The organism is Clostridium sp. NkU-1 (assembly GCA_001312405.1).
In genome coordinates, this window is sequence record BBDR01000004.1 from 55,332 (window position 1) to 77,725 (window position 22,394).

Sequence of the window (22,394 nt, forward strand, 5' to 3'; positions counted from 1 at the left end):
CATAGTATAATAATATGTATCTCAATAATTTTACGCAATAACAGGTTTAGGCAGCTGCAATAGATCGTAAATGATAAAGGCGGGTATCCGGAAAATTCCGGACCAGCCCTTGATAATAAATATTTAACCGAATCAAGTAGCGAAGAGGATTGCGAATATCCGCTTGACATGTTTTCATAAGGTGCAGGAACCCGATATTTACATATTAATTGACTGAATGAAAAAAATCCATATCCCTTGCAATGAATGATAAGGGATTTGGATTTTTTTGCGCAAAGATTTTCAGGTTGAACTTTGCAAAAGAAATAGTTATACTTAATTCATGCGGGGCCAGCCAGTATGTAATACAGGAACGAGCCATGCAGGAAAGGGTATGTTTAACCGAAGCGATCAGGAAGATGAGATTACGAAGACCACGAAAATGCATGTCGATTCAAAATGTGACTATTGTTACATTTATCTGTCTGTTCCTCTTGTCCCTTGTAACCATTGAAAGACTTGTGCTGAACAATTGGCAATCCTCTATAATCAGAGAGACTGCCGGGAAGTCTGAAAAGATGAACCATGATACCATAGAAAAGGTAAATTTATTTTTCAGAGTTCCAGTTACGGCAAATGAACTAGGGAAAAAAACTGATTGAAAATAACACCATTAATTTTACTGATGAAAAGAGCCGCAACTCTTTTTTTCTTGGCATTTTAAACTCTTATGAGAAAGAGATTTACAGTTTTGCTTATGCATCGGCTGATGGAGAATACTATGGTGCCCTCAGAAATAAAAAGGGGGAACTTGAACTAATAAAGAACAACGATGAAACAGGTGAAGAAATCTGGTATTATGCTGTAAACAAAGATTTAACGGCAGGGGCGTTTAAGCAAAACACAGGCGCCTTTGATCCCAGGCTGCAGGAATGGTATCAGGCGGCTGTAAAAGAGGGGGGACCTGTTTTTTTCGCCTGTATACAAAGACTTCATTGTAAATGATCTGGCAGTATCTGTTTCAAGCCCTGTATATGATGAAGAAGGAAAGCTTAAGGGCGTTTTAGGATCCCATATACTTCTTTCCGATATGGGCGATTATCTGAAAAACGAGGCCGCTGGTTCGGGCGGCTATGTATCTGTTATAGAGGAAGATACCCGGTATTTAATTGCAAATTCCATGGGGGAAGATAATTATTCCATAACTGGTGACGGGTCACTGAAAAGAAATACCATCGATGACCTTTCCCTTCCGGCCGCAAAGAGCAGTTATGAGAAATATCTTAAATCCCATGAGGCAGAGTTCTCATTGAAGATGGGAGCTGTGGACTGGTATGGGAACGTAGAGGAATACCGGAAAACAGGTCTTGACTGGGTCATTATTTCCGTGATTCCGGGAAGTCTTCTGGCAGCGGAACTGAACCGGAATATCGGGGTTTCAGCGGAGCTGGCTTTTATTGCCGGCCTTCTTTCCATAGGTATCTTTTCCCTTATTATCCAAAGGCTCTATAAGCCTATTAATGGCCTGCTGACCATTGCGGAAAATATTTCTGCGGGAAATTTAGAGCAAAGGGTGGAGATCGTAAGGAATGACGAAATCGGAAGGATATCCAATGTATTTAACCGTCTGGCGGATAATCTGCTGGATATGGTCAAGCATCTGGAAAGTATTGTTGAAATGCGGACCATGGAGCTAAACAAGGCAAATGAAATTTTACAGGAGAATCAGTCCCAGCTTCATCTCATACTGGATACGGCGGCGGAAGCCATATTTGGTACGGATTTAAACGGCAGATGCACATTCTGCAACAAAAGCTGTCTTCACCTTCTGGGATATACAGATCCTGAGGAATTGCTGGGAATCGATATGTGGTCTGCTTTGGGCTGCAAAGGGCAGGCCGAGGGGGCAGGCTTGATTGGAAAGCAGTTTTTTGCCGATTTTCTCAGTCCGGATAAGGCCGGAGTGGAAAAGACCGGCTTGCTGAAACGGGCTGACGGCACCTGCTTTGATGCGGAATACCGCGCCCTGCCCCAATTAAGGGAGGGGAGGCATGTTGGATATGTCATAACCTTTGCCGATATTACCGAGCGAAAGAGGGGGAGGAAAAGATACGCTTTTTAAGCTATCATGATCCTCTGACCGGACTGGTAAACCGAAGGTGTTTTGAGAAGGAGATGAAGCAGGCGGATACCCAGCAGAACCATCCGGTTTCCCTGATATTTCTCGATTTAAACGGATTAAAGCTCATCAATGATACCTTTGGGCATACGGCCGGAGATGAATTCATTGTTAAAGTCGCTCAGGTCTTAAAAAAATAACTGCCGGGAAAGTGATGTTGCCGCACGGATCGGCGGAGATGAATTTACAGTTTTGCTTCCGCGCACTACCAGGGAAGAGGCAGAGACCATCGCTGCACGGATAAAAGATCAGGTTGCCGGGGAAAAGGTCAGCATGGTATCATGCAGCGTTGCAGTGGGAATTGCTGCAAAGGTCAGGCACTGGCAGAAGATTGAACAGATACTGGAGGCAGCTGAGAACGAGATGTATAAGGAAAAGAGCATTTCTTCCATAAACTTTGGAATTCATGCGATTAATGGCATCATCACCTCTCTTCATATGAAAAGCCCCTGGGAGAAAAAAACACTCGGAAGAAGTCAGTAAGCTGTGCGAAAAGATCGGTACAGCCATGGGGCTTCCTGAAACTGATCTCAAGAAGCTGCGGGATGGGGCATATCTTCACGACATCGGCAAGATCACCCTAAGCGAGTCGATTCTTGAAAAAAACTCCGGAGCAGCTGAATGAAGTTGAAAATGAGATGATAAGGCAGCATCCTGCTATCGGATACCGTATCCTGAATCTGTCCCAGGAAACCCTGGACCTTGCTGGCGGGGTGTACGGGCACCACGAATGCTGGGATGGTTCCGGGTATCCTAAGGGCTTAAAAGGGGAGGAAATCCCGCTTAATTCACGTATTTTAGCTGTTGCAGAAGTGTATGAGCGGATCTTAAACAGGGAAAAGGACCGGAGAGTGGGAAAGAAAAAGGCACTGCAGGCCATTTCAATGGGTTCCGGACAAAAATATGATCCGGCTATTGCTGAGTTATTCATTCGTATTATGAGGGAGAAAAGGTAATACCACTTTTGCGTATAGTTGTTCATCCCCATAATTTGTGCTATAATGCCTGCAGTATAGCATCCATCCGTAAAAAATCCAGTATGATGATTTATGATACTACAGTTTGAACGGTACTGTATTAGATTTTCTATATACGAAAGAGAAATGCCTGTACAAAGATATTCAAAATTCAGGATTTCAAAATTGCAATTTTGAGGAGGCACAAAAAACATGAAATACTTAAGAAACAAGCTTTTACTTTTTATCTCTTTGCTGCTGATTTTTACGGTCATATTCCTGACCACCATTTCTTCTATTCTTTATTACCGAAGCTCCATGGATGAGGCAAAACAGAATTCGTCTTACCTGGCAGCGGCATATCAGCAGGGAATTGATTCTGTATTAAATATTTACCGCAGCGAATTAAAGGTAACTGCATCAAAGAGTTTCTTAACTGATGGAAGAACATCAGATTTAGAAAAAAAAGCGTCTGCTGGATGAGGAAGCAGAAGTTTCAGGTTTTCATTACATAACAGTAGCAGATGCACAGGGAACCAATGACAAAGGTGACAAGATTGCAGATCAGGACTTTTTTTAAGGAGGCCCAAAAAGGAGTTGTCTATGTTTCCAATCCATTTTTAAATGAGGACCAGAAGCTGAGTCTTTACATGGCAGCTCCCATTGCTGACACCGGAAAAGTTTTGTATGGATCTCTTCCATATGAAGCCATCAGCGCTGAATTGACAAAGATCAAAATCGGTGAAAGCGGGTATGCCTTTGTTATCGATAAGAATGGTGCGACTGTCATTCACCCTAATAATGATGACGTATCCAATCCAAGAGATTATTTTGAACTGGCAAAAAAGGATTCATCCTATGCTCCTACAGCTAAAATTTTCAAGGAAATGACTTCCGGCAAGACCGGAACCGGTTTCAGCTATTATAACGGACAGCGCCGCCTGGTGGGATATACTCCCTTAAACGGACCGGAAGGCTGGTCGGTTGCAGTCACCACGCCTTTGGTACAGATAGAAAAAAACATGAGTTATACTCTGGTGATGTGTGTGATCGCAGGTCTGGCACTGCTTTTGGCGGCGATTGCTGTTACCAGAATATTCTCCAAAAAGATCACCGAACCGATTTTGGATGCTACCTACAGGATCGAACGGCTGGCAAGGGGGGAGCTTGACGAGGACGTTGAACCGGTAAAAGGAAAAGATGAAAGCGCACGGCTTATCATGGCGCTGCAGAACACGATCCATGGACTTCGGTCTTATATCATGGATATTTCAAATGTGCTGAACTCCGTGGCTGCCAAAGATCTGACCGTAAGAAGTGCCGTACAGTATCAGGGTGATTTTATTCCGATCCAGACAGCCATAGATCAGATTTTAGATTCTTTAAACAGTACGCTTTGGAATATTGCCCAGTCAACGGATCAGGTACGCGCCAGTTCCGCCCAGGTTGCCCTTGGCGGACAGAATCTGGCTGAAAATTCTGCGGAACAGGCGGCGACCACAGAGAGCCTGACCAATTCTCTGGAGTTGGTATCCCATCACATTCAGGAGAACGCGGAGCATTCCCTTTCTATGAAGAGCATGACGGAGTCAGCACTTCTTGAGACTCAGCATGGAGATGAGGAAATGCAGAGACTGCAGCAGTCCATGGCAAGCATTGATGATTCAGCCAAAAAGATCCAGGGAATTATCCATATCATTGATGATATTGCTTTCCAGACCAATATTCTGGCATTAAATGCAGCGGTAGAGGCGGCCCGTGCCGGTGAGGCAGGAAAAGGCTTCTCGGTGGTAGCTGACGAAGTCCGGGAACTGGCTTCCAAAAGTGCGGATGCAGCAAAGCAGACTACAGATTTAATTCACAGTACCATTGAGTCTGTAATACAAGGAAAAAAAGAACACAGAGCAGACTGCCGATGTGTTTAAAAAGATCGTAGAACAGACTAGTTCCGTTAATACGCTGGTGTCAAAGATATCCGAATCATTGAAGAGCCAGGCCAACAGTGTTTCTGAACTGGGAGATGGAATGCAGAAGATTTCCATGGTCACCCAGGCCAACTCAGCGACTGCAGAGGAAAGTGCGGCGACCAGTGAAGAGCTTTTAAGCCAGATGCAGACGTTAAAAGAAATGGTTATGGAGTTCCAGTTAACGCAGTCGGTCTGATGTTGCAATGATAAGCATACTTTAAGGGACAAATGCTTTCAGATGGAAAGAAAGGGGATAGAGGTATCAGGGTAAAAAAAGAAGTTAAAAAAAGATTGACAAATAGTCAAGATAACAGTATATTAAACATATAGGTTTAGTATGAATAAGGAGAAACAGAAAAAAATGAATACGAGCTGCAAGAGAAACATGAATCATATGATGAAATGTTGTTGCTGTAGATGCTTCCTGGGAACAGATACGGTTTATTTGCGTGCGCGTCTTGGTTTCTGAATTCCAATTGTTATCTTGTGACACTGAGAAAATAAATGGAAGGGAGCAGGTATATGCGTATACCTGCTCCTTTTTGCATTTATTAATAGAAAAGGGAGGAAGTAAATTGATGAACCATATAAGAAAGAAGGAGGGGGAAAAGAAAAATCATGGATTTTGAATTTATCCGTGCCTATACGCCGCTGTATGCAGAGGCGGCGGGTATGACACTTCGAATATCTTTTCTGGGAATCCTGCTGTCAGCAGCCATTGGACTTTTGTGCAGCCTGGTCAAGATTTTTAAGATACCGGTGTTAAGAAGTATTGTGAATGGCTATATTGAGGTATCCAGGAATACGCCTCTTTTGATCCAGTTGTTCTTTTTATACTTCGGACTTCCTAAAATCGGTGTTGTTTTAAGCTCTGAAAGCTGCGCCGTAACAGGGCTGGCATTTTTAGGAGGAAGCTACATGGCGGAAGCATTCCGCACGGGAATTGAACAGGTACCGGTCATCCAGTCAGAATCAGGTCTCAGCCTGGGTCTTACAAAATGGCAGGTATTCCGGCATATCATCCTTCCTCAGGCGGTCACTACCTCAGTTCCTGTATTTTGTGCCAACATCATATTTCTGATAAAAGAAACATCGGTGTTCAGTGCGGTGGCCCTGGCTGACTTAATGTTTGTGGCAAAGGATCTGATAGGAATATATTATAAAACAGATGAGGCCCTCCTGATGCTGGTGGCGGCATACTTAATCATTCTGCTGCCAATATCCTTACTCTGTTCCTGGCTAGAAAGGAGGGTCCGCTATGCAGAATTTGGGAATTAGGATACTGTTTGAGGGAAATAATTTTTTTTACGGCTGTTTGGCGGACTCCTGGTATCTCTCAGGATTGCGGTCATATCCATGGTTTTATCCGTGGGACTTGGAATAGTCCTTGGAATGGTGATGACCAGCAGGAAACGGCCGGTTAAGCTTTTCACAAGGCTTTATCTGGAGACGGTCCGGATCATGCCTCAGCTGGTTCTTTTATTCCTCGTTTACTTTGGGGCTGCAAAGCATTTGAACGTGAATTTTTCCGGGCAAATGGCTGCGGTCATTGTATTCACCTTTTGGGGGACGGCTGAAATGGGAGATCTGGTGCGAAGCGCTCTGGAATCCATTCCGGTCCATCAGTATCAAAGCGGCTTTGGCCTTGGCATGACGGAGCTTCAAGTGTACCGGTATATTGTGATTCCCCAGACCATAAGGAGGCTGCTGCCGTCAGTCATGAATCTTTTGACGAGAATGATCAAAACCACGTCTCTTGTTGTACTGATCGGCGTGATTGAGGTGGTCAAGGTTGGAAAACAGATCATTGATGCCTCCAGATACACGGTCCCTGATGCGGCCCTCTGGGTATATGGAGTGATTTTCATCCTGTACTTTGTAATCTGTTACCCGTTTTCCAGGGCAGCTGCCCTGCTAGATAAAAAATTAAAGGATTGATAAAAATGAGCCAGGAAATGATTTTAAAGACAGAGAATCTCAGGAAGTCCTATGAAAACGGGCAACCGGTTTTAAAGGATATTTCTTTTACCTTGGAAAAAGGAGAGGTAGTGGTGGTCGTAGGACCTTCCGGCTGCGGAAAGAGCACCTTTTTACGATGTCTCAACATGCTGGAGCCCATTGATTCCGGTACGATTCAGTTTAAGGACCGGATCATTGACAGGAGCAAGCGGGATGTTTATGAAATAAGACAGAAGATCGGCATGGTATTCCAGAGCTACGATTTATTCCCCCATAAGACCATTCTGGGGAATATTCTTCTGGCCCCTTTAAAGGTGCAGAAAAGAGATAAAAAAAGAGGTGGAAAAGGAAGCAGAGCAGCTTCTGGCCCGGGTAGGGCTTCTGGATAAAAAGGCTTCTTACCCAAGGCAGCTGTCCGGCGGACAGAAGCAAAGAGTGGCTATTGTAAGGGCGCTTATCATGCATCCGGAAATCCTGCTCTTAGATGAGATTACGGCAGCCCTGGACCCGGAGATGGTGCGGGAGGTTTTACAGGTGGTGCTGGAGCTGGCAAAGGAAGGAATGACCATGGTCATCGTTACTCATGAAATGGAATTTGCCAGGGCAGTGGCTGACCGTGTCCTGTTCATGGATCAGGGCGTGGTAGTGGAAGAGAGCCTGCCGGGAGAGTTTTTTACCTCTCCGCGGACCGAGCGTGCAAAGCAGTTTTTAAATACGTTTCATTATGAAGCGTTATAAAATAAAAAAAATAAAAGGAGGATGTAATTATGAAAAAGAAATTACTGGGAGCATTATTAGGCATTACCATGGCGGCAGGTCTTTTAGCAGGCTGCGGCCAGGCAAAGGACAATGGAGGAAACACAGGAGGGGCAGTTGCAAAGGCAAGAACCTTATCTGAAATCAAGGATGCCGGAACCATTAAGATCGGCGTATTCAGCGATAAGAATCCATTTGGATATGTGGATTCCAACGGAAAAATCCAGGGCTATGATGTGTATTTTGCAAAGCGCCTGGCAAAGGATTTATTTGGAAGTGAGGATAAGGTTGAATTTGTATACGTAGAGGCTGCCAGCCGGGTGGAATATTTAAAGTCAGCCAAGGTGGATGTGATTCTTGCTAATTTCACTGTTACAGATGAGAGAAAGGAGCAGGTGGATTTTGCACTTCCATATATGAAGGTGGCTCTTGGCGTGGTATCCCCTGATGCCGCTTTGATTACTGATGTGACACAGTTAAAGGATAAGACCCTGATTGTGGTAAAGGGTACTACGGCGGAAACTTATTTTTCAGAAAACCATCCGGAAGTCAAGCTGTTAAAGTTTGATGAGTATCAGGAAGCCTATGACGCACTTCTGGACGGAAGAGGAGATGCTTTCTCCACCGATAACACAGAGGTTCTAGCCTGGGCCATTCAGAACAAGGGATTTACCGTAGGAATCGAATCCATCGGAAATCTGGATACCATTGCTCCGGCCGTTCAGAAAGGAAACAAAGAGCTTTTAGACTGGATCAATAGCGAGATCGAAACTCTTGGCAAGGAAGAGTTCTTCCACAAGGATTTTGAGGAAACCTTAAAGCCTGTGTATGGAGATGAAATTGATCCGGAAAATCTGGTGGTGGAAGGCGGTCAGGTTTAGGAAACAGGATCTGAGAAAAAAACATCAACAGCCGTCTTAAAATAACTTAATGAGAAAAATAACCGGCAGGGCGTATTGACGTCCTGCCTTTTTCAATCCATAATAGCAATATTATATAACAGTGTTATAAAAGGGGAAGGAATGAGTGATCAAATAAATGATACACGTCTGGCTATTTTTGTGGCAGGAGAGCATGGCTGGAGCGTCTAAGGGGAAAATGGAGGAGGTATATTAAATGAAATCGGAATTAAATTCTCAAACAATACAAAACACCATGCTTTTACCGCTGTGGGGCCGCGCCACGGCCAGTGCGAAAAACCTTGAAATATTAAATGATAAAGAAGCCATAGAAATTATCAAAAACTGCGATTATGATTTCAGCAACATTGCAAAAACCTTCGGTGAATTCGGTGGAATCTGTTATATCGTCCGTGCCAGGAAAATTGATGATACAATCCGTAAATTCATCCGAAAACATCCCCGTGCTTCTATTGTAAATATCGGGGCGGGGCTGGATACTACCTTTTCCAGGGTGGATAACGGAAGTATCAACTGGTATAATCTTGACCTGCCTGATGCCATTGCTTTCCGGCAGAAATTCCTTCCGGATTCCCCCCGTAACACAAGCATTGCCAAATCCCTGTTTGACACTTCCTGGTTTGATGATGTTATTTTTAACCGCCGGGACGGCATTTTATTTGTGTCGGCCGGAGTTTTTTATTATTTCAGGGAAGAGCAGCTAAAAGAAATCTTTGAAGCGATGGCTCACCGTTTTCCCGGAGGAGAAATTTATTTTGATGCGGAATCAAGGCAGGCGGTTAAGAAGTCGAACCGTATGGTTGAAAAAAACCGGGAATAAAGGCGCTATAATGCATTTTTACGTCAATGATATAAAAGATCTGGAACATTGGTCCCCCGATATCCAGGCCGTTGCCTGTGAAAAATACTTTAAGGGCATACCGGTTAACAGGCAGTGGAGCTTTGGTATCCGCTTTATGATGAAAATCATGGACCGGATAAATATGATGAAATTCATACACCTGCGTTTTTCAAAATAATTAATCATGGCCCTAAAACGGACAGGAGGAGCGGATCCAGGTGAAAACCAGCCATATTATATATAAAGTAGATGACTTATACCAGGCAGTAAAAGGATTTAAGAACAAGGGATTTGAAGTGGAGTATGGGGCGAGGAAAAACCCATATAATGCGATTATTTATTTTTCCGAAGGTCCTTATCTGGAGCTGCTTGCTTCAACAGGAATGCCGAGGTTTATGAAGAGTATGTTACGCATATTTGGAAAAAGCAAATTGGTAAACCTCCTGAATTACTGGGATAACCATAAACGGGGCCCGTGGGGAGCCGCACTTGAAAACTATAAAGAAGATTTAAGGGAAGAGCTGATACCTATTATCAAGGAACTATGTGACGATCCTGTATTGACTCTGTTTAAGGGAAACGGAATCAAGGATCTGGAATTTGAATATGCAGTAAAAGAAATTTAAAGATGTTTATCAGGTATTACCGAAATAACTTTTTCATTTTCAGGCCGCCATTCTTTGGCGGCCTGATTGTTTTGGAACAAGATGCTCTGGAAATTATGCATTATGTACATGTATATTTGAAATTAGAATAAAAAATAGTGAAAAAGTTCAGAATGACAAAAGAAATGTAAGGATATTAAATGGAAAAATGCACATTAAAACCTTATAATTAGGTCATAGGAATTAAAGATTTCCATATAAGCGTGAACTAAAATAATTTTATAAAGGAGAGGTTATTTATGAAAAAGAGGTTATTAACAGCTTCACTGGCAGCACTGGCAGCATTGAGCTTATCCGCCTGCAGCGGCGGCGGAAAGCCTGCGGAAACTACAGCAGCTCCCCAGACTACTGCAGAGACGGCGGCATCTGACGAAGCAAAGGCAGAGGAGTCCAAGGACGGAGCCGAGGCAGCAGCAAAAGCACCGGAGGATTACAAAGGTACCGTTGTCGTATATTCTCCTCATGATGCAGACCCGCTCAATGCAGGCGTGAACTTATTCATGGAGAAGTACCCCAATGTGAAGGTGGAGGTCGTGGCGGCAGGTACAGGAGAGCTGTGCAACCGTATTGCAGCCGAGTCCGCAAATCCCATCGCAGATGTATTGTGGGGCGGCGGCGCCGACTCTCTGGCAGCGTTTAAGGAATATTTCGCTCCCTATGTATGTGCCAATGACGAATTCATCGGCGATGCTTATAAGGATTCCGGGGACATGTGGATCGGAGAAAGCCCTCTGCCTATGGTTATTTTCTACAACAAGGATTTGATTCAAAAGGATGGCCTTGCAATTCCCGAGACATGGGAGGATTTGACAAAGCCTGAATGGAAAGGCAAGATCGCATACTGCCTGCCCTCCAAGTCCGGCTCAGCTACACTCAGTTATGTACCATGATCCTTGGCCATGGCGGCAAGGAAGCCGGCTGGGATTTCATTAAGAAATTATATGACAATCTGGACGGCAAGATTGTAGACTCTTCCGGCAAGTGCCACAAGATGGTTGCAGACGGCGAGTTCTACGCAGGCCTGACTCTGGAGAAATCCGCAGTCCAGTATAAGGAGGATCCGTCCGTTGGGTTCGTATATCCCAAAGACGGAACCAGCGCAGTACCAGATGGCGTGGCTCTTGTAAAGGGCGGCCCTAACGAGGAAAACGCAAAACTGTTTATTGATTTTGTTACATCAAAGGAATGCCAGACAGAGCAGAGTAAGAACTGGGGACGCCGTCCGGTAAGAAGCGACATGGAAGTAGGAGAAGGAATGGCGAAGCTGCAGGATATCGTGCTGGTGGATTATGATTTTGACTGGGCGGCAAATGAAAAGGAAGCCATTATTGAGAAATTCAACGACATTATGGTCGATTAATAAAAGGATAGGAATACATTCTGACAAAAAAAGACTGTCCCGGCCCCTTAGGGACAGGACGGTCTTTTCTGTAAGGTGCAAAAAAGACAGCCGATGGGATAAGGAGGAGCAAAACATATGAGCCATGCAGTAATTATTAAACAGGCCGTGAAAAAGTACGGTGATTTTACAGCCTGAATGGGGTGGATTTAGAGATGAAGCCGGGGGAATTTTTCACATTGCTTGGTCCCTCCGGATGCGGCAAGACGACTCTGCTTCGCATGATCGCAGGATTCAATTCTGTGGATGGCGGGGAGATCTGCTTTGATGACAGGGTAATCAACAACTTAGATGCCCACAAGAGGGATATTGGCATGGTGTTCCAGAACTACGCCATCTTTCCCCATCTGACCGTGGCGGAGAATGTGGCTTACGGCCTGAAAGCAAAAAAATATCCCAAAGACCAGATTTCAGGTAAGGTGGAAGAGGCCCTGGACTTAGTGCAGATCAGAAACCTAAAAGACAGAAAGCCAAATGAGCTGTCCGGCGGCCAGCAGCAGCGGGTGGCTCTTGCAAGGGCATTTGTTATTGAGCCAGGAGTGCTTCTCATGGATGAGCCATTATCCAACCTGGATGCAAAGCTCAGAGTACAGATGAGAACAGTTATCAAAAAGCTGCAAAGACGGCTTGGGATCACCACCATTTATGTTACCCACGATCAGGAGGAGGCTCTGGCTATTTCTGACCGGATCGCAGTCATGAAGGAAGGCAACATCATGCAGGTAGGCTCGCCGGAAGAGATTTACAAAAAGCCGGAGAACACCTTTGTGGCCGGATTCATCGGCGTATCAAACTTCATTGACTGTGAGGTGGATGGAGGCGTCCCGGACAAAGCTGTTTTAAATATCAAGGATGAATGCAGTTTGACCTGCAGGCTGAAATCCGCCTACAAGGGTAAGGGAATCATTTCCGCAAGGCCGGAGCAGCTGTTCTTCGATGAAAAGGAAGGACTGACCGGCCGGATCGTCATTTCCACGTTCCTGGGAGATTTCATTGAGTATGAGATCCAGTTGAATAATGGCCAGACCATTCAGCTAAATGAATACACAAAGGATGCAAGGGACCTCCGGCCAGACGGACAGGAGGTGCGGGTGAACTTTGATATCAGTGCGGCAGGCGTATACGATGCCCAGACCCAGGAGGTGATATCATGGTAAAGAAAGGCTGGAAGCCGGATTTCTGGTTTTGGGTGAAGGTAGCGGTGGTAGGCTTTATGCTGCTGTTTCTGATTTATCCATTCTGCACCCTGATCACCCGAAGCTTTTTCTCCGGCAAGGTGGAAGGCTTTACTCTTGAAAACTACATCCGGTTCTTCACGAAAAAGTATTATTATTCCTCTCTTGGGCGAAGCTGTTCGTCTCCATTGTCACCACAGCCACGACTCTGGCCGTAGGGGTGCCCATGGCCTATCTGATGTCCAGATACAATGTTTTTGGAAAACGTTTTATCCATATATTCATCATTATGAGCCTTATGAGCCCTCCGTTTATCGGCGCTTACAGCTGGATCATGCTGTTCGGGCGCGCCGGCTTTGTCACACAGTTTTTTTGCAGGTATGGGAATCCATCTTCCGAGTATTTATGGAAAGCTTGGCATTATTCTTGTTTTTACGTTCAAGCTGTTTCCCTATGTGTACTTATATACGTCAGGGGCAATGGGAAGCATTGATTCAAGCCTTGAGGAGGCGGCGGAAAATCTGGGAAGCAATAAGCTGCGCAGGCTTTTGACCATCACCATACCGGTCATCCTGCCGTCCATCGCAGCGGGAGCCATTATGGTATTCATGACAAGCCTTGCGGACTTTGGCACGCCCATGCTTATCGGCGAAGGTTATATGGTCCTTCCTGTTCTGGTATATAACGAATACATGAGTGAGATCGGTGGAAATGCTCATTTAGCCAGCGCTCTGTCCGTGATTGTGGTGCTCTGTTCCACTACGGTGCTTTTGGTGCAGAAATATTTTGTGACCAGAAAAAATTATGTCATGACAGCCATGAGACCGCCTAAGGAAGAAAAACTTCACGGACTGAAACGCTTTCTGGTAACATTGCCGGTTCTGCTGGTGACCTTTATCGGAATTCTTCCCCAGATCGTGGTGGTGGTCAGCAGCTTTGTAAAAAGCGATTTTACAGGGTTTAAAAAAGGCTTTAGCATAGAAAGCTATGTGACGATTTTTAACAGGCTGTGGACCAATATCCGGAATACCTTCGTATTCTCTGCATCAGCCATTGTATTTATTATCCTGCTGGGCATGCTGATATCCTACATTGTAGTACGCCAGAGAGGGATAGCAGGACAGCTGATGGATCTTCTCATTATGTTCCCCTTTGTCATTCCGGGCGCGGTATTGGGCATCAGCCTGATTGTGGCCTTTAATAAACAGCCCATGATCCTTACAGGTACTGCCGCTATTATGATTATTGCCTTTGTAGTCAGGAAGCTGCCCTATACGGTGCGGTCGGGAAGCGCATTCCTGCAGCAGATGGATCCCAGTGTGGAGGAAGCCTCCATCAGCCTGGGGGTATCCCCCATGAAAACCTTTGCCAAGGTGACGGCAAGGCTTATGGCCCCGGGCATCCTCTCAGGAGCCATTTTAAGCTGGATCACCTGTATCAATGAGCTGTCTTCCAGTGTTATGCTTTACGGCGGCAAGACAAGTACCATATCCGTGGCCATCTATACGGAGGTTGTCCGAAACAGCTATGGTACGGCGGCAGCACTGGCCTCCATATTGACTGTCAGTACGGTCATATCCCTGCTTATTTTCTTAAAGGTAAGCAAGGGGAAGGTTTCGGTTGTATGACATTCACGAAAGCAATGAGCAGTGCGAAATAGACAGAAAAAGATTTTCGTTGTGCTCGCACATAAGAAAATCTTTTTCTGCTCTTTTTTATAGGGCGAATGCCCGTGAGCTGGTAAAACCGCAGGTTTTACCAGCTGCACTGCGGACATATAGCATAATAATCCGCCCAAGGTTTTTAGTGGAAAGCTTTGGGCATTTTCAGAAAACAGGGAGGGATACAAAGGATGGTAACATTTGGTACCGGTGGCTGGAGAGCCATCATCGGAGAGGAGTTTACAAAGGAAAATATCCAGAAGCTGGCTCTTGCCTTAGTCTTAAGATGAAAGCAGAAAAAAAAGAAGGAGAAGGAATCGTCATAGGCTATGACAGGCGTTTCCTGTCCAAGGAAGCGGTCATATGGGCCTGTGAGATATTTGGAAAACAGGGAATCAAGGTGTTTTTTTATAAACCGCAGTTCCCCCACGCCTCTTATCATGTTTTATGTGATGAAACACCGTTTAAGCTACGGCATGATGGTAACGGCCAGCCATAATCCGGCCATTTATAATGGAATCAAGGTGTTTACTTATGGAGGGCGTGATGCGGATGAGGGACAGACCGGTAATATTGAGAAATATCTTTTAGAAGCGGAGAAGATATACCAGCCAAACGATGAGGAGGCTGGACAGATGCCGCCAGCCTCGTATTTTCAGCTTGTGAAAAAAAGAGTGGTGGAGGAAATCAACCCCTTAAACGAATATCTGGACAATATCATATCCGTCATTGACATGGATGCCATACGCTCCCGGGATTTCCGGGTTGCCATTGACCCCATGTACGGAGTGAGCCTTACGGCCTTAAGCACCATCCTTTCCGTTGCCAGGTGTACCATTGAAACCATCAACGACCAGCATGACACTTTGTTTGGGGGAAAAATGCCTGCGCCTACGGAGCAGACCTTGCGGAGCTTGCAAAATTATGTGCTGGACCGGTACTGCGATATCGGAATCGCCACGGATGGGGATGCGGACAGGCTGGGAGTCATTGACGATCAGGGCCGTTACCTCCATGCCAACAACATTCTGGTAATGCTGTATTATTATCTTCTGAAATACAAGGGCTGGAGAGGACCGGTGGTCCGAAGCCTTTCCACCACCCATGTGCTGGACCGGGTAGCGGAGAGCTTTGGACAGAAATGTTATGAGGTACCCGTTGGATTTAAGTTTGTATCCGCAAAAATGCAGGAGACGGATGCCATCATCGGCGGAGAGTCTTCAGGCGGCTTGACGGTTAAGGGGCATATTCACGGCAAGGATGGAATTTATGCTGCCTCCCTTCTGGTAGAAATGATGGCAGTATCCGGGAAAAAGCTGTCTGAGATTGCAGCAGACATCCGCAGGGAGTACGGGGCAATCCATATGACGGAGCGGGATTACCATTTTACAGCCGAGGAAAAGGAGAGAATCGACCGGATTCTTATGATTGACCGGAAGCTTCCCCAACTGCCTTTTGAGATTGAAAAGATCTCCTATGAGGATGGCTGCAAGGTTTACTTTAAAAACGGCGGCTGGGTGATCGCAAGATTCTCAGGTACGGAACCGCTGCTGCGGATCTTCTGTGAGATGAAGGCAGAGGCAGATTCTGTAAGCGTGTGCAGTTTGTTTGAGGAATATCTGGGACTGCAGCAGCCCTCTGCGCTTTCCTTATAAAGTATCAAAGCGGATATAGGTGCGGTCATCAAAGCTGTCATTTCCCTTGACCAGCCCTTTTGTGCCCATGTTTTCCCGAAAGCAGAGGGGGTCATTTTTTATGAGCTCCCTAAGGGCAGCCTCACTTTCTGCCAGAGTTTCCTTAAGGGCGGGATAACCGTCACTTGCCAGAACTATCTGTGAGTGAGGGGGGACGGGCAGGATGATGACATGACCCGGGTGAATGGGAAAACCGTTCAATACGTCATATCCGTAGGGAGAATCCTCATTGGCGAAAAGGAGCTGGCGGCACAGGAGGGGAAGGATATATTCCCGTCCGGTGTCGTGATCGGAAAGAGAGGCTTCAGTACGGCCTAAAAGCAGCTCCGTCTGAATATAAAGGCTTCTGACCTGGGATAGGAGCTGTCAATGGCTTTGCCGTACTGGTGATGGATGCCGTTAATGATACACTGGCAGTCACCAAAGGCCCATACCTCTCTGCGGCAAAGGCTGTACAGGATGATGACTGCCTGCAGGCGTTCTTCCGGCTTCTCCTTAAGGAGGGAACGGCGCGCAGGGCAGACCCGGGCCAGGGATTCGTTTAAATAGTCCATGGCGCCGGCTCCGTCAATGTCGGGGGGCATGGCACTTAAGGCATCTGACAGCACTTCTTTTGCATAGCATCCGCTGGTCATGTTTCCAGTGCCTTCCCCCAGGTCTTCGGGCCAGGTAAGGACTCCCTTGCTTGTCACTCCGTCGATTACGGCGATAAAGTTTTCATTTATAAACAGCCCATCCTCACACAGGCTGCTTTCCCTGTGCTTTGGAATAATGGATTGTTCTATGATATGTACGGCCATGGAAGGCACCTCCAATTATTTATTAGGTAAAGTTTACCATAAATAAGGTCTTCTGCCCATGGAAAAACGAGCATATTTTTGATATAATAAATAAAATGAAGCCATATTTCAGACAGGAGAGGAGGAGGCGTCCATGAGACTCACTAACAGCACCAGGGGAAAAAGGCCTGCGGTCTGCGCTCTGTCTCTTATTTGCTGCGTCCTGCTGTCTTCCTGCCAGCCGGAAACGGGAGGGCCGCCCACGCTTTCCCAGGCTGATCTGGTGGTTTACACGGTCCAGGAGAAAGGGATCTGTGAGCCTGTGGTCAAGGAGTTCGAGGAGCGCACAGGCTTGAATGTAAAGGTAGAAGCCGGGTCTTTGGAGGAGCTTTTAAAGACTTTAGAGGACAGCGGCGGTCCCTACGGCGATGACGGAGAAACATGGGATGTGGTATTTGGAGTGGGAACCAAGACTCTGGAAGAGAAAAAGGAATACTGGCAGGCTTACGAAAGTCCTGAAATCCCATACATAGCCGGGGCATTCCGGTGCAGCGATCACAAATGGACCAGCTTTTCTGCCTGTCCCTTAGTCATCATGTACAACACCAATGTGGTGACGTACCGGGAGGTGCCAGCTGGCTGGGCCAGCTTGCTGGAGCCAAGATGGAAAGGCCGGGTAGCCTTTATGGATCCAGGCATGTCGGATATCTATTCCTCAGCTCTGGCTGCGGCTGTTTATACGTACCGGGGAGAAGGAGACTATTTGAAGCTGCTGGCAGATAACCTGGAATACAGCAGCCTTTCCAGTTTATCAGAGGTGAATTCCGGAATTCTGGATGGCAGGTATTCCCTGGGAGTCACCATAGAAGGAGCAGCCCAGGCCCTGCGTTCCTGTGGTGCGGATGTGGACTACATATACCCGAAAGAAGGGACCACGGTGCTGCCCGATGGCACTGCCATTGTAAACGGCTGCCCCCGCCCGGAGGCTGCCAGACAGTTTTTGGATTTCACGGTCAGCAAGGATGCCCAGAAAATCCTTGTTTCGGATTTAAACAGGCGGTCCGTGCGGCTGGACGTAGCCCCTCTGCCCGGACTTTCCCCTGTCAGCAGGCTTTCTACCATTGACATGGATTTAAAGGAGCTGTCCCGGGAAAAAGAGGAAATTCTGAAACAATGGAACGGGATCCTGTCCCTGCATAAAAGGAGGGCCGGAGAATGAAATGGTACGGCCGGTTTTCTTTCAAAACACGGGTGTTTTTGGGATGCCTGCTGGTAGCTCTTGTACCTCTGACCTTTTCAAGCGTGGTAGTGACCAGGCTTTTTACTGTTTCCATCAACCGGCAGATGGCGGTGGAGGGGAACCGTCAGCTGGACGAGGTAAGCACAAAGCTGACCCAGCTGTTTGAAAACTGTGAGAAGGCCTGCCAGGCTTTTACAGCAGACGGTACAGCAGCCAGGGTGATGATCGACAAGGATGCCATTGAGAAGCAGAAGGATCTGTACCTGTCTTTATATCAGGCGGTTCAGGAAATATACAGCAGTGCCCAGTTCAGCATTTATGATTCTGGAGGAAAGCTTCGTTTTACAACGGATACTGGTTCCAAAACCAGTTCTCTTCCCGTCCATTGGGGGCTTTTAAGAAAGGTCCAGGGGGTGAAGGGGATCACCTATTACAGGACCGATCCCTATCTTCTGGGAACGGATAAAAATATCCTGATGCAGGGAGCCTATTCCCTGGAAAATTCCCGGGGAGCCAGGACTGGGTATGTGGTTCTGGATTTTTCCCGGGAGAATTTTGACAATCTGTTAAATGGCTTCTATTCCTCAGGAGATACGTTACTGCTGCTGGATTCCCACCAGAGACCCATATACTGCTCAAGGCCGGAGTATGGGGAAGAGGAGATGGGCGATATCATTCTCCATGGAATAACGGGACAGGAGGGAGAAAAAGGGAGGGGAGTATATACCAGGTATTTGTGGACCAGGGAACCCTCTCATGGAATCTATGTCCTCTTAAGACGCTCCGCACCAATCAGTGCCGGTGCCATCCATACCATGAGGACGGTAAGTTTTCTTTTATCCGCTCTGGGGCTGATCCTCTGTCTGCTGATTTCCGGCGCTCTCTCCAGAGGAATTGCCCAGCCGGTGAGCCAGCTTGATAAGGCGATGGCAAAGGTGAAAAAAAGGGGATTTATCCATCCGCATTCATACAAACCGGCAGGATGAGCTGGGAAGGCTGACAGAAAGCTTTAACCAGATGACAGGGGATTTGCAGAAATACTTAGAGGATACGGTTCAGAAGCAGAAGGATTTAAATAAGACCACCATTAAACTGTATCAGACCCAGTTAAATCCTCATTTTCTCTATAATACCCTGGATACTATTAAATGGAATGCCAGGATTAACCAGATTCCGGAAATCGCCATATTGGCGGAGAATCTTGCGGTGATCCTGCGGAGAAGCATTTCCAGCCGCCCTTTCATCACCTTGAGGGAGGAGCTGGAAACCATTGAAAGCTATATACAGATCCAAAAAATCCGTTTTACAGGACGTTTCCTTTATGAAACCGAGATACCTGACCAGCTTGAGGACTGCATGGTGCCTAAAATGTTTTTGCAGCCATTGGTGGAAAACGCCATCATCCATGGGCTTTATGGATGCGAGAACGGATACATCTGCATTTTTGCAGATGAGAAAGATGGAGTGCTAAGCATTTCCATCACGGATGACGGGTGCGGGATGGACAGGGAAATGGTGGACTGGATCAACAGTGACAATCCTTTCAAAAGGGATGGGCACCTGGGACTTTACAATGTGATCCGCATACTGAAAATTTATTACGGGCAGGAATACGGGATCAGGGCGGAGGTAACAAAGGAGGGAACTACCATTGCCTTAAGGCTGCCGGTCCAGAGGGAGGTGACGGATGTATAAAGTCATAGTTGTGGAAGATGAGACAATGGTCCGCCGGGGAATCATTTTGACCATCAACTGGGCGGCTCTGGACTGTGTCATAGCGGGTGAGGCTGCCAACGGGGAGGAAGGTGCCTGTCTGGCGGAACGGCTATCCCCGGATATTATCGTGACGGATGTGAAAATGCCCCGCATGGACGGGGTAGAGATGATCACCAAACTGCGGGAAGAAGGGTGTGCAGCCAGGTTCATTATCCTGACTGCTTACGGGGATTTTAAGTATGCACAAAGCGCATTGCGCTTAGGGGTCAGTGATTACCTCTTAAAGCCCTTAAAGGATGGAGATCTGGAGCAGGCCATCCTTCATATCAGGAGCCAGATCGAGAAAGGCACGGAAAAAGAGAGTGAGGCTGCGGCACCGGTACTCCGTTTTCATGCAGACAAGAAATCCAAAAACAAATATGTGGCTGAGGCCATCCGGTATATCCGGATGCATTATCAGGAGAACATCACCATCAGCACGGTGGCGGAATATCTGGAAATCAGCGAAGGATATTTAAGCCGCGTGTTAAAAAAAGGAAACGGATTATACATTTACCAGCTATCTCACCTTTTACCGGATGCAGGTAGCCATGTCCCTGCTTAAAGACTGCCGGGTCAAGGTTTATGAAGTGGCGGACCAGGTAGGATATTCGGACACAGCCTATTTCAGTGCACAGTTTAAAAAGCTTTTGGGAGTTTCGCCTTCGGAATACCAGGAAAGATGCGGTAAGTGAAAAGGGCATTGCCTGTAAGCTGGAATCTATTGTAAATTATTGGTATTTATGGTATACTGAGAATATAATTCAATAAAGATTCAAAAGACGAAGGAGGTTATTGCTATGAAATTTTTAAAGTGTAACCGTTGCGGTAATATTGTGGCGGTTGTAGAAGAAAAAGGCGGTACAATTACGTGTTGCGGAGAAAATATGCACGAATTGGCAGCCAATACAACAGATGCTGCAACTGAGAAGCACGTTCCGGTTATTGAGATTGACGGACAGCATGTAAAAGTTACTGTTGGTTCCGTTGAACACCCAATGCTTCCTGAACATTTCATTGGTTGGATCGCATTAGAGACCAAGCAGGGCAACCAGAGAAAGGTATTGAACCCGGGAGATAAACCGGTGGCTGAATTCATGCTTTGCGACGGGGATAAAGTAGTTGCTGCATACGAATACTGTAATCTTCATGGATTATGGAAAGCTGATAAATAAGAAAATTGAAAAGCTCACTGGCCTGATGGTCTGTGAGCTTTTTTTCGTAATACCAATTCTTGACTTCTGGCTGATTTGCACTAGTATTAAATTTGCAGTTTTACTTTAGAATAGGAGAAGACCGTAGAATGAACAAGAAAGAAGCCAATGAAATAAAGAAACTTTTTACTCCGGCCAACTGTGCCATCAGCCGTATCTGCGGCTGCTATGTGGACGCGGAAAAGAACAAGAGAACGGAACTTAAGGAAGCATTTTTATCCCTCCCAGAGGAAGAAGCATTTAAATATTTCACCATCTTTAGAAGCGGCCTGTCAGGAACCATTGGCAAGAACATGGTCAATATGGAATTTCCCTTACATACGGAAGCAGAAGGCGGAACCCAGAATTTTCTGCTGAAGCTCCGGGACAGCCAGTTAAAGGATGATGCCCTGATTGAGGAATTCTATGACAGGTTAATTGCCAGTTACGACTACGGGGAGAATTATTACATCATCCTCATCCATTGCGCCTATGATATTCCCGCAAGGAGTTCCGATGGCCTGGAAATGGAAGATGCCTCTGATTTTGTGTATGAATTCATTCAGTGCTCCATTTGCCCGGTGAAGCTGTCAAAGGCGGGGCTTTGCTACAATTCAGAGGCTAATGTCATCGAAAACCGCAACAGGGACTGGATCGTGGAGGCTCCTGATACCGGCTTTTTATTTCCGGCCTTCACAGACAGGAATACGGATATCCACAGCCTTTTATACTATGCCAAAAACCCGGAGCAGATGCCGGAACGCCTGATTGACGAACTGCTTGGCTGTGTGATACCGATGTCCGCCAAGAGCCAGAAGGAGACGTTCCAGGCCATTGTAGAGGAAACCCTGGGAGATAACTGCGATTTTGAAACGGTTAAGAGCCTTCACGAAAATTTAAATGAGATTCTTGAAGAAACAAAGGATGAGCCGGCTCCCTTTACCCTGGACAAGTACCAGATGAAAAGACTGTTGGAGAACAATGGAGCCAGTCAGGAGAAGCTGGAGGAATTTGAGCAGCGTTACAGCGAAGACGAAGAAAGGTCTGTGCCTCCCTTTATCGCTTCCAATGTAATCAATACCAAAAGCTTTGAGATCAAGACACCGGACGTGAGTATAAAGGTAGCTTCTGATAAGACCCATCTGGTAGAAAACCGGATGATCGACGGCAGGCCATGTATTGTCATCGGCATCAGTGAGCATGTGGAAATCAACGGAATCACGGTAAGGCCCATAGCAGCAGAAAGGACAATGGAGCCGGAAGAGTAAAGCTCACC

Annotated in this window: 28 protein-coding genes and 2 pseudogenes; 29 read left to right on the top strand and 1 reads right to left on the bottom strand. The window is 46.3% G+C overall.

The genetic code is table 11. The features are described from left to right. Positions 1-242 precede the first annotated feature (242 nt). The 22 genes and pseudogenes from JCM10519_RS07925 (at position 243) to JCM10519_RS27705 (ending at position 16,469) form a co-directional block, all read left to right on the top strand. Positions 243-641: a hypothetical protein gene (locus tag JCM10519_RS07925; RefSeq protein WP_054738502.1), complete on the top strand. Its 399-nt coding sequence runs from the start codon at positions 243-245 to the stop codon at positions 639-641. Positions 642-1,069: 428 nt separating this feature from the next. Beyond that, positions 1,070-2,101, top strand: coding sequence for a PAS domain S-box protein (locus tag JCM10519_RS07930; RefSeq protein ID WP_054738503.1), 1,032 nt, complete (start codon positions 1,070-1,072; stop codon positions 2,099-2,101). Beyond that, positions 2,089-2,298: a GGDEF domain-containing protein gene (locus tag JCM10519_RS27680; protein ID WP_347843682.1), complete on the top strand. Its 210-nt coding sequence runs from the start codon at positions 2,089-2,091 to the stop codon at positions 2,296-2,298. Before JCM10519_RS07930 ends, JCM10519_RS27680 begins: the two co-directional genes overlap by 13 nt. 52 nt (positions 2,299-2,350) lie before the next feature. Continuing rightward, the gene (locus JCM10519_RS07935; RefSeq protein ID WP_054738504.1) at positions 2,351-2,641 is read left to right on the top strand and encodes a hypothetical protein; all 291 of its coding nucleotides are present in this window, start codon (positions 2,351-2,353) and stop codon (positions 2,639-2,641) included. Between the two features lie 113 nt (positions 2,642-2,754). After that, positions 2,755-3,114, top strand: a complete 360-nt coding sequence (locus tag JCM10519_RS07940; protein ID WP_054738505.1) for an HD domain-containing phosphohydrolase — start codon at positions 2,755-2,757, stop codon at positions 3,112-3,114. A gap of 213 nt (positions 3,115-3,327) precedes the next feature. After that, positions 3,328-3,597, top strand: coding sequence for a hypothetical protein (locus JCM10519_RS07945; protein WP_054738506.1), 270 nt, complete (start codon positions 3,328-3,330; stop codon positions 3,595-3,597). A 56-nt stretch (positions 3,598-3,653) separates the two neighbouring features. Then, the gene (locus tag JCM10519_RS07950; RefSeq protein ID WP_054738507.1) at positions 3,654-5,039 is read left to right on the top strand and encodes a methyl-accepting chemotaxis protein; all 1,386 of its coding nucleotides are present in this window, start codon (positions 3,654-3,656) and stop codon (positions 5,037-5,039) included. Further along, positions 5,032-5,277: a hypothetical protein gene (locus JCM10519_RS07955; protein WP_054738510.1), complete on the top strand. Its 246-nt coding sequence runs from the start codon at positions 5,032-5,034 to the stop codon at positions 5,275-5,277. The genes JCM10519_RS07950 and JCM10519_RS07955 overlap by 8 nt, the downstream gene beginning before the upstream one ends. Positions 5,278-5,699: 422 nt before the next feature. After that, a complete protein-coding gene (locus JCM10519_RS07960) occupies positions 5,700-6,359 on the top strand; it encodes an ABC transporter permease subunit (protein WP_054738512.1) in 660 nt (219 codons plus the stop codon). Beyond that, positions 6,340-7,019, top strand: a pseudogene (locus JCM10519_RS07965) (amino acid ABC transporter permease). The gene JCM10519_RS07960 and the pseudogene JCM10519_RS07965 overlap by 20 nt, the downstream one beginning before the upstream one ends. A 5-nt stretch (positions 7,020-7,024) precedes the next feature. Beyond that, positions 7,025-7,778, top strand: a pseudogene (locus JCM10519_RS07970) (amino acid ABC transporter ATP-binding protein). A gap of 29 nt (positions 7,779-7,807) precedes the next feature. Further along, complete coding sequence (locus JCM10519_RS07975; RefSeq protein ID WP_347843525.1) at positions 7,808-8,677, top strand: cysteine ABC transporter substrate-binding protein; 870 nt, start codon at positions 7,808-7,810, stop codon at positions 8,675-8,677. Between the two features lie 235 nt (positions 8,678-8,912). Continuing rightward, positions 8,913-9,536, top strand: coding sequence for a class I SAM-dependent methyltransferase (locus tag JCM10519_RS07980; protein ID WP_347843526.1), 624 nt, complete (start codon positions 8,913-8,915; stop codon positions 9,534-9,536). A gap of 239 nt (positions 9,537-9,775) precedes the next feature. After that, positions 9,776-10,183 carry a VOC family protein gene (locus tag JCM10519_RS07985; protein WP_054738513.1) on the top strand — a complete coding sequence of 136 codons (408 nt, stop codon included), beginning with the start codon at positions 9,776-9,778 and terminating at the stop codon, positions 10,181-10,183. 278 nt (positions 10,184-10,461) lie between these two features. Then, a complete protein-coding gene (locus tag JCM10519_RS27685; RefSeq protein ID WP_347843527.1) occupies positions 10,462-11,112 on the top strand; it encodes an extracellular solute-binding protein in 651 nt (216 codons plus the stop codon). Continuing rightward, entirely contained in the window at positions 11,109-11,582 is a 474-nt protein-coding gene (locus JCM10519_RS27690) for an extracellular solute-binding protein (RefSeq protein ID WP_347843528.1), read from the top strand. Before JCM10519_RS27685 ends, JCM10519_RS27690 begins: the two co-directional genes overlap by 4 nt. A gap of 194 nt (positions 11,583-11,776) precedes the next feature. Next, positions 11,777-12,778: an ABC transporter ATP-binding protein gene (locus tag JCM10519_RS07995; protein WP_347843529.1), complete on the top strand. Its 1,002-nt coding sequence runs from the start codon at positions 11,777-11,779 to the stop codon at positions 12,776-12,778. Beyond that, the gene (locus JCM10519_RS27695; protein WP_347843530.1) at positions 12,772-13,014 is read left to right on the top strand and encodes a hypothetical protein; all 243 of its coding nucleotides are present in this window, start codon (positions 12,772-12,774) and stop codon (positions 13,012-13,014) included. The genes JCM10519_RS07995 and JCM10519_RS27695 overlap by 7 nt, the downstream gene beginning before the upstream one ends. Before the next feature lie 138 nt (positions 13,015-13,152). Beyond that, positions 13,153-14,424: an iron ABC transporter permease gene (locus tag JCM10519_RS08000; RefSeq protein WP_347843531.1), complete on the top strand. Its 1,272-nt coding sequence runs from the start codon at positions 13,153-13,155 to the stop codon at positions 14,422-14,424. Between the two features lie 319 nt (positions 14,425-14,743). Continuing rightward, complete coding sequence (locus tag JCM10519_RS27700) at positions 14,744-14,956, top strand: hypothetical protein (RefSeq protein WP_347843532.1); 213 nt, start codon at positions 14,744-14,746, stop codon at positions 14,954-14,956. Next, positions 14,910-16,112, top strand: a complete 1,203-nt coding sequence (locus JCM10519_RS08005; RefSeq protein ID WP_347843683.1) for a phosphoglucomutase/phosphomannomutase family protein — start codon at positions 14,910-14,912, stop codon at positions 16,110-16,112. The genes JCM10519_RS27700 and JCM10519_RS08005 overlap by 47 nt, the downstream gene beginning before the upstream one ends. A gap of 210 nt (positions 16,113-16,322) precedes the next feature. Next, positions 16,323-16,469, top strand: a complete 147-nt coding sequence (locus JCM10519_RS27705; protein WP_347843533.1) for a hypothetical protein — start codon at positions 16,323-16,325, stop codon at positions 16,467-16,469. Here JCM10519_RS27705 and JCM10519_RS27710 read toward each other — a convergent pair. Then, positions 16,466-16,951 (bottom strand): hypothetical protein, encoded by a 486-nt coding sequence (locus JCM10519_RS27710; protein ID WP_347843534.1) that lies wholly within the window; start codon positions 16,949-16,951, stop codon positions 16,466-16,468. The two genes, JCM10519_RS27705 and JCM10519_RS27710, sit on opposite strands and share 4 nt — an antisense overlap. 133 nt (positions 16,952-17,084) lie before the next feature. Between JCM10519_RS27710 and JCM10519_RS08015 the strand changes: the two genes are divergently transcribed. The 7 genes from JCM10519_RS08015 to JCM10519_RS08035 all read left to right on the top strand — a co-directional run bounded on the left by JCM10519_RS08015 (position 17,085) and on the right by JCM10519_RS08035 (position 22,386). Continuing rightward, entirely contained in the window at positions 17,085-18,149 is a 1,065-nt protein-coding gene (locus JCM10519_RS08015) for an extracellular solute-binding protein (protein WP_054738515.1), read from the top strand. Further along, positions 18,146-19,156, top strand: a complete 1,011-nt coding sequence (locus JCM10519_RS27715) for a hypothetical protein (protein ID WP_347843535.1) — start codon at positions 18,146-18,148, stop codon at positions 19,154-19,156. Before JCM10519_RS08015 ends, JCM10519_RS27715 begins: the two co-directional genes overlap by 4 nt. A 31-nt stretch (positions 19,157-19,187) precedes the next feature. Beyond that, positions 19,188-19,865, top strand: coding sequence for a histidine kinase (locus tag JCM10519_RS27720; RefSeq protein WP_347843536.1), 678 nt, complete (start codon positions 19,188-19,190; stop codon positions 19,863-19,865). Then, complete coding sequence (locus JCM10519_RS08025) at positions 19,858-20,490, top strand: response regulator (RefSeq protein WP_347843537.1); 633 nt, start codon at positions 19,858-19,860, stop codon at positions 20,488-20,490. The genes JCM10519_RS27720 and JCM10519_RS08025 overlap by 8 nt, the downstream gene beginning before the upstream one ends. Continuing rightward, the gene (locus tag JCM10519_RS27725; protein WP_347843538.1) at positions 20,477-20,620 is read left to right on the top strand and encodes an AraC family transcriptional regulator; all 144 of its coding nucleotides are present in this window, start codon (positions 20,477-20,479) and stop codon (positions 20,618-20,620) included. The genes JCM10519_RS08025 and JCM10519_RS27725 overlap by 14 nt, the downstream gene beginning before the upstream one ends. A gap of 105 nt (positions 20,621-20,725) precedes the next feature. Next, a complete protein-coding gene (locus tag JCM10519_RS08030) occupies positions 20,726-21,100 on the top strand; it encodes a desulfoferrodoxin family protein (protein ID WP_054738517.1) in 375 nt (124 codons plus the stop codon). Positions 21,101-21,228: 128 nt separating this feature from the next. Next, positions 21,229-22,386 carry a DUF4317 family protein gene (locus JCM10519_RS08035; protein ID WP_054738520.1) on the top strand — a complete coding sequence of 386 codons (1,158 nt, stop codon included), beginning with the start codon at positions 21,229-21,231 and terminating at the stop codon, positions 22,384-22,386. Positions 22,387-22,394 lie beyond the last annotated feature (8 nt).

Coding starts and splice junctions, on each gene's coding strand:
- JCM10519_RS07925 (WP_054738502.1), top strand. CDS start 243: ATGAATGATAAGGGATTTGGATTTTTTTGCGCAAAGATTTTCAGGTTG.
- JCM10519_RS07930 (WP_054738503.1), top strand. CDS start 1,070: ATGGGCGATTATCTGAAAAACGAGGCCGCTGGTTCGGGCGGCTATGTA.
- JCM10519_RS07945 (WP_054738506.1), top strand. CDS start 3,328: ATGAAATACTTAAGAAACAAGCTTTTACTTTTTATCTCTTTGCTGCTG.
- JCM10519_RS07950 (WP_054738507.1), top strand. CDS start 3,654: ATGACAAAGGTGACAAGATTGCAGATCAGGACTTTTTTTAAGGAGGCC.
- JCM10519_RS07960 (WP_054738512.1), top strand. CDS start 5,700: ATGGATTTTGAATTTATCCGTGCCTATACGCCGCTGTATGCAGAGGCG.
- JCM10519_RS07975 (WP_347843525.1), top strand. CDS start 7,808: ATGAAAAAGAAATTACTGGGAGCATTATTAGGCATTACCATGGCGGCA.
- JCM10519_RS07980 (WP_347843526.1), top strand. CDS start 8,913: ATGAAATCGGAATTAAATTCTCAAACAATACAAAACACCATGCTTTTA.
- JCM10519_RS27685 (WP_347843527.1), top strand. CDS start 10,462: ATGAAAAAGAGGTTATTAACAGCTTCACTGGCAGCACTGGCAGCATTG.
- JCM10519_RS27690 (WP_347843528.1), top strand. CDS start 11,109: ATGATCCTTGGCCATGGCGGCAAGGAAGCCGGCTGGGATTTCATTAAG.
- JCM10519_RS07995 (WP_347843529.1), top strand. CDS start 11,777: ATGAAGCCGGGGGAATTTTTCACATTGCTTGGTCCCTCCGGATGCGGC.
- JCM10519_RS27695 (WP_347843530.1), top strand. CDS start 12,772: ATGGTAAAGAAAGGCTGGAAGCCGGATTTCTGGTTTTGGGTGAAGGTA.
- JCM10519_RS27700 (WP_347843532.1), top strand. CDS start 14,744: ATGAAAGCAGAAAAAAAAGAAGGAGAAGGAATCGTCATAGGCTATGAC.
- JCM10519_RS08005 (WP_347843683.1), top strand. CDS start 14,910: ATGAAACACCGTTTAAGCTACGGCATGATGGTAACGGCCAGCCATAAT.
- JCM10519_RS27705 (WP_347843533.1), top strand. CDS start 16,323: ATGACCCGGGTGAATGGGAAAACCGTTCAATACGTCATATCCGTAGGG.
- JCM10519_RS27710 (WP_347843534.1), bottom strand. CDS start 16,951: ATGGCCGTACATATCATAGAACAATCCATTATTCCAAAGCACAGGGAA.
- JCM10519_RS08015 (WP_054738515.1), top strand. CDS start 17,085: ATGAGACTCACTAACAGCACCAGGGGAAAAAGGCCTGCGGTCTGCGCT.
- JCM10519_RS27715 (WP_347843535.1), top strand. CDS start 18,146: ATGAAATGGTACGGCCGGTTTTCTTTCAAAACACGGGTGTTTTTGGGA.
- JCM10519_RS27720 (WP_347843536.1), top strand. CDS start 19,188: ATGACAGGGGATTTGCAGAAATACTTAGAGGATACGGTTCAGAAGCAG.
- JCM10519_RS08025 (WP_347843537.1), top strand. CDS start 19,858: ATGTATAAAGTCATAGTTGTGGAAGATGAGACAATGGTCCGCCGGGGA.
- JCM10519_RS27725 (WP_347843538.1), top strand. CDS start 20,477: ATGTCCCTGCTTAAAGACTGCCGGGTCAAGGTTTATGAAGTGGCGGAC.
- JCM10519_RS08030 (WP_054738517.1), top strand. CDS start 20,726: ATGAAATTTTTAAAGTGTAACCGTTGCGGTAATATTGTGGCGGTTGTA.
- JCM10519_RS08035 (WP_054738520.1), top strand. CDS start 21,229: ATGAACAAGAAAGAAGCCAATGAAATAAAGAAACTTTTTACTCCGGCC.